At 46.8% G+C, this 14,139-nt stretch carries 11 protein-coding genes; all 11 read right to left on the bottom strand.

Annotated features, from left to right (window positions below):
• Window positions 1–49: 49 nt before the first annotated feature.
• Window positions 50–517, bottom strand: a complete 468-nt coding sequence (grdA, locus tag SPSPH_RS04600; protein WP_083945402.1) for a glycine/sarcosine/betaine reductase complex selenoprotein A — start codon at window positions 515–517, stop codon at window positions 50–52.
• An 81-nt stretch (window positions 518–598) separates the two neighbouring features.
• A complete protein-coding gene (gene trxA / locus SPSPH_RS04595) occupies window positions 599–916 on the bottom strand; it encodes a thioredoxin TrxA (RefSeq protein ID WP_075753664.1) in 318 nt (105 codons plus the stop codon).
• A gap of 55 nt (window positions 917–971) precedes the next feature.
• On the bottom strand, window positions 972–1,901 hold the full coding sequence (trxB, locus tag SPSPH_RS04590; RefSeq protein WP_198930887.1) for a thioredoxin-disulfide reductase: 930 nt from the start codon (window positions 1,899–1,901) through the stop codon (window positions 972–974).
• Between the two features lie 103 nt (window positions 1,902–2,004).
• Window positions 2,005–2,493: a prolyl-tRNA synthetase associated domain-containing protein gene (locus tag SPSPH_RS04585; RefSeq protein WP_075753660.1), complete on the bottom strand. Its 489-nt coding sequence runs from the start codon at window positions 2,491–2,493 to the stop codon at window positions 2,005–2,007.
• A gap of 154 nt (window positions 2,494–2,647) precedes the next feature.
• Window positions 2,648–3,958 carry a glycine/betaine/sarcosine/D-proline family reductase selenoprotein B gene (locus SPSPH_RS04580; RefSeq protein WP_083945401.1) on the bottom strand — a complete coding sequence of 437 codons (1,311 nt, stop codon included), beginning with the start codon at window positions 3,956–3,958 and terminating at the stop codon, window positions 2,648–2,650.
• A gap of 25 nt (window positions 3,959–3,983) precedes the next feature.
• Window positions 3,984–5,276 carry a glycine/sarcosine/betaine reductase component B subunit gene (locus SPSPH_RS04575; RefSeq protein WP_244915961.1) on the bottom strand — a complete coding sequence of 431 codons (1,293 nt, stop codon included), beginning with the start codon at window positions 5,274–5,276 and terminating at the stop codon, window positions 3,984–3,986.
• A 742-nt stretch (window positions 5,277–6,018) separates the two neighbouring features.
• The gene (locus SPSPH_RS04570) at window positions 6,019–7,875 is read right to left on the bottom strand and encodes a sigma-54 interaction domain-containing protein (protein WP_083945400.1); all 1,857 of its coding nucleotides are present in this window, start codon (window positions 7,873–7,875) and stop codon (window positions 6,019–6,021) included.
• Window positions 7,876–8,246: 371 nt separating this feature from the next.
• Window positions 8,247–10,295, bottom strand: a complete 2,049-nt coding sequence (locus SPSPH_RS04565; RefSeq protein WP_075753652.1) for a methyl-accepting chemotaxis protein — start codon at window positions 10,293–10,295, stop codon at window positions 8,247–8,249.
• Between the two features lie 242 nt (window positions 10,296–10,537).
• A complete protein-coding gene (locus SPSPH_RS04560; protein ID WP_233138660.1) occupies window positions 10,538–12,283 on the bottom strand; it encodes an NADH-dependent [FeFe] hydrogenase, group A6 in 1,746 nt (581 codons plus the stop codon).
• A gap of 1 nt (window position 12,284) precedes the next feature.
• On the bottom strand, window positions 12,285–13,586 hold the full coding sequence (locus SPSPH_RS04555; RefSeq protein WP_109298137.1) for a complex I 51 kDa subunit family protein: 1,302 nt from the start codon (window positions 13,584–13,586) through the stop codon (window positions 12,285–12,287).
• Window positions 13,574–14,098: a complex I 24 kDa subunit family protein gene (locus SPSPH_RS04550; RefSeq protein ID WP_075753650.1), complete on the bottom strand. Its 525-nt coding sequence runs from the start codon at window positions 14,096–14,098 to the stop codon at window positions 13,574–13,576. The genes SPSPH_RS04555 and SPSPH_RS04550 overlap by 13 nt, the downstream gene beginning before the upstream one ends.
• Window positions 14,099–14,139: the final 41 nt, after the last annotated feature.

Below are 14,139 nucleotides of genomic sequence, written 5' to 3'. Positions count from 1 at the left end.
ATACATGGAAATAAAACTTATCAATCGGAATTAGCCATCGGATAAAACCCTAGAACTTGCAGTATTGATCGCGAATGGATTTCATTTCATCAACAATGCTGTCGATATCCAGAACCATTTCCATCATACTGATTTGTTCTTCATATACCTGTGGGTCTACCTCGGCCTTCATTTCCGGCTCGCACATATGGTATACTCTCAGTCCCAACTGGACTCCCGCCAAAGGACCTGCAAAAGTGGGGTCGCCGGCTGTTACGGTTTCGGCTGCAAGACCTGCCGCCTCTCCCTCGGCTGCGCCGAGCAGGATTACGATGTTTTCCGCACCGTATTCCTCCGTGAATTCCTTAACCCGCTTTTGGTTTTCCAGGTCCATAGCGCCCGCAGCAGTTCAGACAAAGCATTCTGTTGATGAGAATACTACATCCGCGCCTGCGGTTTGCGCACAAAGTGCAATCGCGGGGCCGGGGATGCCGTCCCTGTCGCCGATAATAATGACTTTTTTGTCTTTCAGCAACATAGCCTGATTCCTCCTAATTTTAATTTTATTTAAACGGTCCCGGCGGTACCGCGACCGCTAAATAGCTTAATCGCTAACTAATTAAATGTATTTTTTAATCATTTGCTCCACATTGTCCGGGGTAGCATCTTCTTTCACCAATTCTTCCACTTTGGCGCCGCCTTTATAGATAGCGATAACCGGCAGGCCCATGATCTTTTGACTGATGGCCAGACGGCGGGCACCTGTGGTATTGAGTTTAGTAAATTTGATTTTGTTTCCGTAGGTTTTTTCAAGAGCTTCAACGTGAGGCAGCAACGCCTGGCAAGGTACACAGCCATCGCCGAAAAAGTCTACCAGTACAGTGCCCTCTGCTTTAAGCACTTCGGTTTCAAATGTCTCTTTGTCAACAACTAACATAACAACACTCTCCCTTTTGTTGTATCGATATGCCGAACAATCGAGCAATCGAATCTTATTGTTCTAAATATTTTTCCGCCATCATAGCGGCTATCGCCCCGTCTGCTGCGGCGGTTACAACCTGGCGCACATCTTTGACCCGGATGTCACCGGCGGCAAATACGCCGGGAACATTGGTTTCCATTCTTTCATTGGTCGGTATGTAACCATCCTTCAGCGTAATAGCTCCCTCGAATATGCTGGATTGAGGCAAAAAGCCGATAAAGCCGAACACCCCAAAGGTGCCATCCTCTGCCGGAGCCTGAATCTCTGTTTCCTCACCGGTTTTCAGATTCTTTATAACCATGGATTCAAGCAAGCCGTCGCCTTTTAATTGGGTGATGACAGTATCCCACATAAAATTGATTTTAGGATTTTTGAGCGCCTTCTCCTGAATGGATTTAGCAGCCCGCAGCTGATCCCGGCGATGGACTATGGTTACTTTGCGACCAAATTTAGTCAGATACATAGCTTCTTCTACGGCAGTATCGCCGCCGCCGACCACATAAATGTCCATGTCTTCAAAGAAGTTGCCGTCACAGGTGGCGCAATAGGAAACGCCTTTACCGATGAGTCCTTTTTCGCCTTCGCAGCCAATGGGGCGAGGATATGCGCCGGTAGCAATAATTACACTGCGGCCATGGTATTCGTTTTTTTTGCCTTTAAGCACTTTGACATCACCGGAAAAGTCGACTGCGGTAATGGTATCCTGAGCGCGTTCTACACCGAACTTTTCGGTTTGGTGGGTCATGCGAGCTACTAAGGATACGCCGGATTCTTCTTCCATGCAACCGGGATAGTTTTCTACCTCGGAGGTGATAACAATCTGCCCGCCGTCTTTATCTTTTTCAATTAGGAGAGTCTTCAGCCGCGCCCGGCCGGCATACAGTCCTGCCGCAAGCCCTGCAGGACCGCCGCCGATAATGATAATGTCATAAATTTGCATGATAGTTCACCCTCTTCTTTAATTTACAGCAGTACCCGCTCCTCACCCTGACGGACGGTAAATTTGTCCCTGTCCATTTTCTCAGCGTTATTAGGGTAATCGACTACAAATTAATACCTATCTGCTTATTGCCACGCCATTGAATGAATTTTTCCAAGTCACCATAAGAAATAGTAACAGTTTCAGTATTTATATTAGGATGAAATTTCAGGCGATTATATCTTTTTAGTTTTGCGTCAAGCACAACAATCACTTGCTGGTTGCCATCGTTCAATAAGCCAAAAGGAGAAACCGCACCTCGCGATAATCCAAGATATTGTTCAAGCCGCTTTTCCGAAGCAAAACTTACCTGCTTTTCAGCCAGATGTTTCGCCAGAAGCTTCAGCTCAATCGTGGTTGAATGATCGGCAATGACAAGAAAATGCTTATCCCCTTTCGGGTTCCGCAGAAAAAGACTCTTGCACACAGCCCCCTCTTCGCCGCCAATATATTGCTCCCATTCTTCTACGGTATATACAGGCGGATGTTGATAAAGCTGGTATGAAATATTCAATTCATTAAATGCCTGAAACACTTTTTGGTCTTGTTCCATTACTGAAACTCCTTTTTAATCCATAATATTATCTTTGTGCTAATCACGACCGGCAATGTATTACAACAGCAACTGTTTTACAATGTCTGGGAGGTCTGAGCCTCCTTAGCATTGCTCACAGACAGTACCGCCAATTTCTCTATATCAGTATTTGCTACTCAAACTGAGTCGGTTCGGTAATGTCCGTAGTCAAGGCATCCAGCGCCTTTTTAACAAGTGTTTTTCTTAAAGCATGTTCCTCGCCCTTATCAAACTTCGGATTGCCCACCGGATAAGGAATTGCAACTGTCGGAACAATCCGGTTGGCACCGACTGATTCGCTAATGGTCGTAATGGTAGCCATATGAACAATCGGAATGCCATATCTTTCGATTTCTTTTACCATCGTTGCACCGCAACGTGTACAGGTGCCTCAGGTGGATGTCAGGATTACACCATCCACTCCGGCAGCTTGTAATTCTGCACCGATTTCCGTGCCAAATTCCACTGATTTGCTTACGGCAGTGCCGGTGCCGGTGGTGGTATAAAACCAGTCGAAAACCTTGCCAATATATCCTTCGGCTTCATATTCTTTTAAAATATCCAAAGGAGCGACGCGGTCTGGAAACTCATTGGCATATACGGGGTCGTAGCCGCCATGGGTTGTATAATAGCAGGGAGCTTCCAGGGCATTACTTGCACTGACATCATACTTGCCCCATTTTTGGGCGCTGGCTGATTGGATTTTGTCCGGATTTCCCGCCGGAACAATACCGCCGGTGGTGCACAAGGCAATGGTGGCCTTGCTTAACTCTTTAATGGCTGCGGCAGGAGCCACTACATCAAAAACCGGCATCGGCATTTCGGTTTCAAACGGCTCACCCTTCAGCCGCGCTAAGAGCATTTCCACCGCCCGCTCAGAACCTCTTTTTTCCACAAAGAGAGTTTTTCTCATACCCCGGGCAATGTAACCTTCTGCTTCCGGTGAACCAATTTCAATCCCCTTTGCCAGCTTATAGGCGAGAGACGCCATTAAGGGCAATGCTTTACGCATGCCGCCGGCGTTATCGCTGGTACTTACCACATAGGCGACGGCTTTGCAGGTATCCACTCCGGGGTTTTCCACATACATGCCGGTGACTACCGGAATGGTCAGCTGCTCGGCAACTGCTTTGGAAATCTCTGCGCAGGCTACGCCGTACCGTCCGGCATTAAAGGCCGGACCGGCGACAAAAACATCCGGCGCAGCTTCTTTGACCATCTGCAAAATAGTTGCCATAGCGGCTTCCTTGCTCTCGTTGAAATAGTTATCACCGCAAATAATGGTGCCGGTAACTGTTCCTTCACCCTTGAGCAAGCCTTCAAAACCCATGGCCGGACCTATTTTGCCTGCTCTAAATTCCGGCGGCATGCCTGCCTGATCCTCACCGCCTACCTGGCCAAAGAATTGGTTTACATAGTAGAGCACTTTGAACTTGTCTGACATAAGATACCCTCCTTTCTCGTTAGTGTTAATATAGTCTGCAGGTTACATTGTGGAAGCCGATTTCTGAAGTGGCGCCAATAACGGCATTTAACTCACACATCAAACTGCCGTCTTCCAGTAAGGAGCCTTCCCACCCACCGGCTAATACGGAAATGGCTGCCTTATTGCCGATAACTTTATCTGCCGGCGGCAATGTAACCACATGACTGACATTTCCTCCGGAAATTACCGCCACTGCCTCTGCTGCCGTGTCAGCCAAAGGTTGTGACATACCGTCTCTGCCTGCACATTCATCAGTGATTAAAACGGTTTTAATACCGGATTTCTCACACTTTTTACAAATCATTAAGAGGTCGGAGTCAGGATTGCCATAGCCTTCTTCTGATACAATCACGGCATCGGCACCCAGCATGGTCGCCAGTTTTACCGTATAATCGGAGGCACGCACCTTCCCGGCCAGGGTCGTGTGTTCAGGTACCATGATGACCCCTAAGAAATTAATTTCCTTGCCATGCTGGGCGTACAGGTCATAGATCACGGAATTATTTTGGTGCTGGTATGTCGTAATCTTATCGCAGGCGGCAACACAGTTGCCGCTGACTACCGCGCCATCCAATTCCTCATTGGGATGAAGCAGGGTCGGCAGGATATTGGCCTGGTTGACACCGTAAATATAGGTGTCGTGTAAGAGTCCCTGGGTAATATTCATTTGCGCGTAAACCACCCTGGGCAAATTAGGATATTTGGCGGTTTCTGCAAAAATACTGCCAAGTTCGAAGGTAAGTATCTCATCCGGGGTTACATTCCCGGCCAGGCCCACAAACTCTGCTGCCCTAAGCCCGGCAACCCTGACGGTTTCTTCATGGATATGAGGCTGCAGGCCTTCTGCCACCTGAATATCCACTGTTAAATTATAGGTTTTGGAAAAGGGCGTCCACCTGGCCCCCTCGCCCCACATATCAATAACACCTTCCTGAAAACCAACAATATCACCCACGGTTACAATTGCGGCACCATATAAAACATGGGTTCTGCCGTCGCCGCACTGCGCCTGCTTGGCCGTAATCCCCGGAAAGCCGTTAATACCGCCTTGCACCTTTACCCTAGGCTCAATTACGTCTTTTACCGGGATGATTCTTACTTTTTCACCTGGCTTGGCTACATCAAGCTTGATATCTTTAATTCTTTCGTCTTGCTTCAGAAAGGCGATCAATCCCTCTTTATCAACGCATAACACTCCGTCTTTTACAGAAGTCTCACTGCCTAACTGAATGTCCTTAATATGAATCCGGCCAATTTCCAATTTCAAAACATTCACCCCTATTCTTATTCCGAAATTCTAACGTCTTTACCATGCCTGCTGCTCCTGCAACTAACTGAAAATACTCAACAAAGGTTGTATAGTTATACTATTGCAAATTTTGTGCCAAATTCATGTATCAAAACTCTTTTTTGAAAAATTTTGCTACATATAAAGAATTTATCCATTTAATGCCTGTATTTAAAGGTAATGCAATCTTTGTACCAAGTACTATGGATGTGTGTTTTGGTTGGTATTTGTGTTTTATGTATGCAAAACTACGAAATTTTGTCCTATTTTAGGACTATTACTAATTTATATCAGTATTTTCAAAACTCATTTTTGGCATATGCATAAAATAACTCGATATACATAACTCAGAAAAATATCATTTTACTTAAACAGCCTTCATTGTATTTTAAAAATACAATAATAAAGTTAACGCAACTTTTGCGCCAACTTTACGCAAGACACTCTTTTTTTTGAAAATAATAATATATATAATAAAAATTGTTAATTTGTGTCTGCATTTTAGGAGTACTCAATTCTGTACCAAATACTCTGGATATGCTTTGGTTGGTGTTTGTGTTTTATGAATTTAAAACTTAAATTTCTGTCCCATCTTGGGACGATGATTGTATAAATTAAGTCCCATTTTGATATTTAATTTAAATATCTCATCTTAGAATAAAAAAAGAACCTGCCTTCATTAGGCAAGCCCTTACTCATACCTTGTAGCGAACTAATAGTCATGCATTGTTCATTCCATTAATTCTGCCTCTATACCCATTTTTTTAATTTTTCGATAAAGGGTGGAACGGCCCATCCCCAAAGACTTTGCTATATTTTCTTTGGCTTGGTTACTTGTGCCAAACTTTTTTAGGGCTTCTATAATAGCATTTTTCTCCATATCCACGATTGATTGAATACTATCCTGCGGTTGAGACAGTTGTGAAGCAGTGCTATGCTCACTGATTCGGTGAGGTTGGAGCAATTGTGAAGCAGGGCCATGCTTACTAATTCGATTCGGCAGATAATTGGCGTCAATGAATGCATTAGGGCAAACATTAGTTGAATACTCAATGGCATTCTCTAATTCCCGAACATTACCCGGCCAGGGGTACTCATGCATTTTCGCCAATGCCTCATGGGTATAACCTTTAACCTGCTTTCCAAAAATCAAATTGAATTTTTGGATGAAACAGTGAATGAGCAGTTCCAAGTCCTCCATTCTTTCCCGCAAAGGCGGAATATGGAAAGGTATAACACTCAAACGATAATATAGATCACTGCGAAATTGGTTAGTGTTTATCATTTCTTCCAAGTTCTTATTAGTGGCAGCAATAACCCGGACATCGACAGGTAATGGCTTAGTCCCCCCTATTCGTTCAATCATCCGTTCCTGCAGCACCCGCAATAGTTTGACTTGCAGTTGCAAGGGCATATCCCCGATCTCATCAAGGAATATGGTTCCGCCATCAGCCAATTCAAACTTTCCTGGCTTCCCGGTACGCCGCGCCCCGGTGAATGCGCCTTCTTCATAGCCAAACAACTCACTTTCAAGCAGGTTCTCCGGAATGGCCCCGCAATTTACGACAATAAAAGGACCTTCCTGCCGCAGGCTTTCATGATGAATGGCATGGGCAAAAAGTTCCTTACCGGTTCCGCTTTCACCTGTTATCAGGACGGTTGAATCGGTTTTCGCCACTGTGCACATTTTCTTTTTAATATCAACAATTTCCGTATTTTGGCTAAGAATGCCGTCAAAGGTATACTTGCGCTCCTCCCGGATAAAACGCCCGGCTAATTTACGCATTTCCTTGATTGAACGAAGGGAAAGAACGAAACCGCTAATATAACCTCCATACTCTATTTCGGTGGCCGTGCTCATAAAGTGTAATGTTTTTTGACCATGTTTATAAAATATATCTTGTTCCATATATGGTTTAATCATTTTCATGAGTACCTGTAGAGAAATCCCTGAAAAAACGTCTTCCAACATCCGTCCATTGATAAGGTTAGCCGGTACCATCAGAAGCTCGGTGGCCGATCGGTTGACATGAGTTATCTTTCCCTGATAATCAACCGCCATAATGCCTTCACGCACAGAATTAATCAAGGTATCGAATTGCTCAGCCGCTTTTTTCGATTGTTCATACAGTACCCGTTCATTAAGTTTTCCAGAAATTAATTCTACCAGGTGCTGTAAGAACAGTTTAAGTTTAACAAAGTCTTTTAACATATTTTCTTTTTGCGTTTCATCGAAAGCATATAATGAGATTGAGCCTAATAATTTATCTCCCAATTTTATCGGGTAGAACAAGCCTGCCAACACCTTACAGGTCTTCAACAACTTACAATTTTGACATAGTTTACAATTTGGCGGATCGATAACAAAAAAGCTTTTTGGTGTGTAGCGCATTTGATAGTTTACTGTCCCTAAATCATAAACAACGCCAATTTGATCTCGATACTTTCCCGTCCCCACTAAGACCTCTAAGTACACATCTACAATAGCAACTTCGTAATTAAGTACAACTGAAAATGCATCTGCCACCTGTTGGATATAATCTTGAATTGCCTTAAGTTTAAGTATGTCCGGGCCATCCTTCTTCAAAACAATACCCCTCCCATGAGCACCAAGAAAATATTTTTATATTTCTGAAAATTATTAACCCTATTATGTCGTTTTTTTATCCGATGGCTAACCCGCTCTAAGACTCCCATCTTCTACAAGTGAGAGTTTACCCCTGCGGCGGGCACAGGCGAGCGGCTAAGCCTCTGGATAAGAGCGACTAACCTTCAGATGGGGTTAAAACCCTACCTAAAGCTAAGTCTGCTTTATCACAATAACTAGCTTGATTTTAACATGAATGGGAGAGTTGTTCAAATATGCATATCTTTTTTGCCGTATGCCACGTACTCCGCCGGCTTGATACCGGCGGAGTACAATGACAATCAATTAGATTTTTACTTTAAAGAGCCCAACTACAATTTGAACCTGCTTACGGCTCCAGTCAATGTTTCCGCCATTTGGGCCAAAGCCTCACTGGCGGCAGCGATTTCTTCCATGGAGGCTGCCTGCTCCTCTGTAACCGCTGAAACCGTCTGGGTTTGACTGGCAGTATCTTTGTTTATTTCATCAATTTCTTTTACGGCGGCAACAATTTCCTGGCTGCCACCGGCAACCCGCTGCACCGTATTGGTAATTTTGCTCACCTGTTCTGATACCTGATCAAACAGTGTCACAATCTCGGCAAAGGCGAGACCTGCGTTATTGACAACTTCCGCCCCGATCTTTACCTCACGCGTGCCCTCATCCATAGCCATAACCGCACTGGTAGTCTCACTCTGGATTTCACCAATTAATCCGGCAATCTGCTTGGCGGCTTCCTGGGACTGTTCCGCCAGCTTGCGCACTTCTTCAGCCACTACCGCAAAGCCGCGACCTTGTTCACCGGCACGGGCTGCCTCAATGGCGGCGTTGAGGGCTAAGAGGTTGGTCTGACTGGCAATACCGGCAATGGTATCGACAATCTGCCCGATTTCTTTGGAGCGTTCCCCCAGCTTAACAACAATCTGCGCGGTATGGGTCACTTTGGTCTCAATAGTAACCATTTGCCGCACTGCTGCTTCGACCGCCTCGCCCCCTTCTTTGGCAGCGCCTGCTGCTTTCCCGGAAGTCGCCTCAACTATGCCGACATTGTCGGCAACCTGGTTGATCTCGTTTGCAATGCGATCAACAATAGCTGTAGCTTGGTTAACGGCGCCGGTTTGCCGCTCGGTACCGGCGGCCACCGCCGTAATACTCATGGCTGTTTGGGTTGCGCCTTGCGCCGACTGCTCGGCACTTGCCGTCAGTTCTTCCGACGAAGAGGCCAGCTGCTCTGAAGATTGCATGACCTGCAGCATCAGGCTGCGCAAGTTGCCGGACATAGTGGCAAAGGCCGCTGCCAACTGACCGATCTCATCCTTGCCCGCCTGAGTTTCCCCGATGTCGCTAAGATCGCCTGCAGCCACCCGGTTGGCGGTTTCAGACAACTTTCGTATCGGGTTGACAATGCGCCGATTTACAAAATAGGATAACGTGAACACAAACAAGAGAATGGAGACAGTCACCAATATCAGGTTAGAATACATCAGACTGTTCAAGCCGGCAAAGACTTCCTCCGCCGGGTAAACCAACAGCAGGGTCATTCCGGTATCGCCTACCGGCGAGTATACAATGTAATTATCTTTTACTTGCATGATTCCCGCTTGCTTCGCTTGCAGCGCTGCTTCACCCAGCGCCCGCCATTCCTTGTCAGACACCTCTGTGAGCTTTACTGATAAGTCTTGGATCTGCTCGGTTTTACTGCCGGTATAGTTGCCAATAACCATACCGGCCCGGGTAAGTGCGAAGGCATAACCGTTCTGCCCCACACGGATGTCTGCCAGCTGCCGCTTAAAAATGTCCAGAGTGAAATCTGCTTCCGCCACACCAATGCGCTTACCGTTTTTTTCGATTGGATGAACACAGGTTACCCATATCAGATTCGAGTCGCTTTGGTCCACATACGGCTCTGAATAATCAATGGCCTTTTGCGAGCCGATACCTAATTTATACCATGCTTTAGCATGATAATCCACTACACTGTATTCCCACGTTAAAACCGGTATACCGTTTTTGTCCTTCATCGTGTACGGGAAATGATTTTTCACATCCGGCTGATAGGCGTACGGTTCAAACGCCACGCCGGCACCGGCAAAGGACTTGCTTTTCTGCACGCTTTTCTTAATATAACTAAGGACAATCTCTTCCTGGTACTCCGGCATGGTCGTAATCATATTGCCCAGGGTTATAGCTTCGTCGGAAATCTCTTTGATCGGAATATATAGTGATGTTGCTTCTTGCAGAGCCTGAGTCAATAATTTTTCTTCTTGCTGAGTTACTGCATACTCTTTGACCTGCGTTGACGAAATATAGGTCTGAACACTGAATACCAGTAGAGTAATGCCGGTAATGATAAGGATAAAAAAAGTCCGTATGCTCTTCACAGGCTTTTCACCTCTAAATTATAAGATTTTCTCCTTTTATTTAGCAATAAGGACGGCTGTATAACAAGCCGTCCTTATTGAGCACAATCGTTATAGGAAGTTCCGCGAAAGGAAGTTCCTCGCTCCGCTCGGAACTAAGCGATTCACACAAGTTCTAGCGTCGCGTTGCTCCTAATAACTTGGTTATCTGCTTATAGCGTCGCGTTGCTCCTAATAACCTGGTTATCTGCTTATCTGCTTATCTACTTATGCTTGGGATGGTAATGGGTATGCAGAAGCTCGTGGGATTTGTGGCTTAACGGTTTACCCAGGAACTCATCATACAGGGCCTTCACCGCCGGATTTTTATGCGACTGTCTGATGGACAGCTCGCGGTCGGCCTGGTATAGACCGGCCATCCGGGCTTCCTTGGTAGCCTGGGTGGTGCCCCAGGGCTGACCGCCGCCGCCGATGCAGCCACCAGGGCAGCACATGATTTCAACAAACTGGTAATCACATTCGCCGGCGCGGATTTTGTCTAAAATAACCCGGGCATTTTTCAGGCCGTTGGCAATGACCACTTTAACCTTTTTGCCGTCCAGGTCAACCTCCGCTTCCTTGACGCCGGTGAGGCCGCGCACGCCTTCGAAATCGACATTGGCCAGTTCCTTGCCTGTGACTACTTCGTAGACGGTACGGAGAGCGGCTTCCATAACACCGCCGGAGGTGCCGAAGATGACAGCGGCGCCGGTAGAGATACCAAGCGGGGCATCAAACTCGGCATTGCTTAATTTGTTAAAGTCAAAACCGGCTTGTTTAATCATCCTGGCCAGCTCACGGGTAGTCAAAACAACATCCACATCACGGTACCCGCTGCTATTTATTTCCGGTCGGGCACTTTCATATTTTTTCGCCGTGCAGGGCATAATGGACACCGATACGATCTTCGCGGCGTCGATACCTGCTTTTTCGGGGTAATAGCTCTTGGCTAAGGCCCCAAACATTTGCTGCGGCGATTTGCAGGTGGAAACATTGTCCAGCAAGTCCGGATAGAAGGTCTCCACAAAGTTGATCCAACCGGGGCTGCAGGAGGTAATGAGCGGCAAGGTACCGCCATGGCTCATTCGCTCCAACAGTTCATTGCCTTCCTCCATGATAGTTACGTCGGCAGCAAAGTCGGTGTCAAACACTTTGTCAAACCCTAGACGGCGCAAGGCGGCTACCAGCTTGCCGGTCGTAATGCTGCCTGGTTCCAAACCGAATTCTTCACCCAAAGCGACACGAACGGCCGGAGCTACCTGCACGATTACATGCTTATCACTGTCGCCAATCGCCTGCCAGACTTTTTCCGTGTCATCCTTTTCATACAAAGCGCCTACCGGGCAGACCGCAATGCATTGTCCACAATATATACAAGTGCTGTCCTGCAGCGGCCGGTCGAAAGCAGTCGTGACTTCGTATTCCACCGAACGATGGGCAGTATTGATGGCGCCGACGGTCTGGACCTCCTGGCACATTTCCACACAACGGCCGCATTTTACACACTTAGCCATGTCCCGGACAATAACCCCGTTGGAATCTTCGATAGGAATTTGTTTTGGCTGGTTGGCAAACAGCGGCTTGCTGACACCAAAATCCCGCGCCAGTTGCTGGAGTTCACAGTTGGTGTTTCTGACACATTGCAAACAATCCTGCGGGTGTTCGGCCAGGATAAGTTCCAGCACATCTTTTCTGGCCTGCCGTACCGCCGGGCTGTTGGTAATAAACTCAGCCCCATCCCAGACTTCATTGCTGCACGCAGTTTTAAGTTTTTTCTGTCCCTTAAGTTCAACTACACAAAGACGGCAGGTAGCGCGTACTTTGAGGTCAGGATGGTAACATAGTACCGGAATGTCAATTCCCGCCATTTTGGCAGCATCCAGAATAAGTGTAGTTTCAGGACACGATACCGGTACCCCGTCAATGGTAATGTTTACGATTTTATTGGGATCTGAAGCATGATGACCCACACTACTCACCTCTTTCCTGTTCAGTAAAACAAACTTGCGCCGGACATTTCTTGTGCAGATGATCTTCAAATTCGGTTTTGAAGAGTTTCCAGCAGGTATTGAGGGCCACAGCTGCCGATTGGCCCAAACCGCAGAAAGAAGCGATGGTCATGGTATCGATTAAGCGCTTGAGAATAACAAGATCGTCCTGCACAGCTTCCCCTGCGGCGATTTTGCAGAGAATGGCATAAATTTGTTTGTTGCCTTCGCGGCAAGGGGTACATTTGCCACAGGATTCATGGATGAAGAATTCGGTTACACCTTTAAGATAATCAATCACGCACACGTCTTCATCCATAACTACAATGGCGCCGGAACCAACACTTAATCCGGCGTTTCTGAGCGCCTTATAGCAATATGGGGTATCAAGCTGGGCTTCACCGCCAATCGGTCCGGACTGACCGCCCAGGTGGAAGAATTTTAGTTTTTTCCCGTTAGGAATGCCGCCGCCCAGCTGAGGATCATAAATGGCATCCCGCAGGCTTACGCCGAACGGAATCTCGTATACACCACGGTTAACAACATTACCGGACAGACAGATGAGCTTGGTGCCGCCGCTGTCTTTGGTGCCGTAGCTTAAATACTTGTCGCCGCCCTCTAATACAATGGTCGGGATATTGGCAATGGACTCCACATTATTTACCAGGGTAGGCAGCAGGAACAGGCCGACTTCCGCCAGATGGGGCGGTTTGATGCGCGGGCGGCCGGCCTTGCCTTCGATGGAGTTTAAGAGGGCGGAGTTTTCGCCGCAGACATAGGCACCGGCGCCGGTCATGATGTGGATGTTGAATTCAAAGCCGCTGCCCAGGATGTTTTTGCCCAGATAGCCGGCTTTGACGGCGTTGTCGATGGCGCTTTGGAATACCTTTTGAATGGCGCGGTATTCACCGCGAATATAAATGTAGCCGTCGTGGGAGTTGAAAACATAACCGGCAATAATCATGCCTTCAATTACCCGTAGCGGGTCCTGGCCTAAGAGGATTTTATCCTTAAAGGTGCCTGGTTCCCCTTCATCGGCATTAATAACAATATATTTGGGAAACTCGGGAATTTCCAGCAGCTGTTCCCATTTGGAACCGGCCGGATAGGCGGCGCCGCCGCGCCCTAAGAGCTTGGCCTTTTTTACTTCGCCGATAATATCTTCCGGTTTCATGGTAAAGGCTTTTTTGAGGCCTTGATAGCCGCCGGCTTTTACATAATCTTCAGTACAATCAGGGCAAATGACACCGCAATTGCCGGAAATCAGTTTATTTATTTTTGACATGCTTTCGCCTCCCGGTAACTTGCCACAATTTCGGCTACCTTGGCTGCGGTCAGATTGCCATAGACTTCTTCGCCGATTTTGGCTACCGGACCAATATCGCAGGCACCCACACAGCTGGTGTGCAGCAGGGTAAATTCATTGTCAGGAGTGGTCTCGCCGAGCTTAATGCCTAATTCTGCTTCAAACATGGCGACAACCGCATCGGCTTTGGTTACATGACAGGGTGTGCTTTTGCAAATTTCAATGACATACCGGCCGCGCGGTTCAATGCTGAACATAGCATAAAAGGTTAATACATCATGAACTTTGCTAATTGGCAAATCTAATTGACAGGCGACAACTTCCGCCCATTCTTCAGCTACATAGTTTTCTCCCGAAGTTGCCTGAACATCAAGCAAAATAGATAACAGCTGCTCCTTAGCCTTTCCGTATTTATTAATAATGGCTAATACTTGCTCGTATCTTTTTATAATTTCTACTGCCTGGTCTTTTGTTACTTTTGAACAACACATGCTTGTCAACTCACCCTTTCTTTGGCATACCAATTTTATCC

The organism is Sporomusa sphaeroides DSM 2875 (genome assembly GCF_001941975.2).
GTDB lineage: Bacteria > Bacillota > Negativicutes > Sporomusales > Sporomusaceae > Sporomusa > Sporomusa sphaeroides.
The sequence above is the reverse complement of the archived record's forward strand: the minus strand, read 5'-3'. Positions and strand labels throughout refer to the sequence as shown.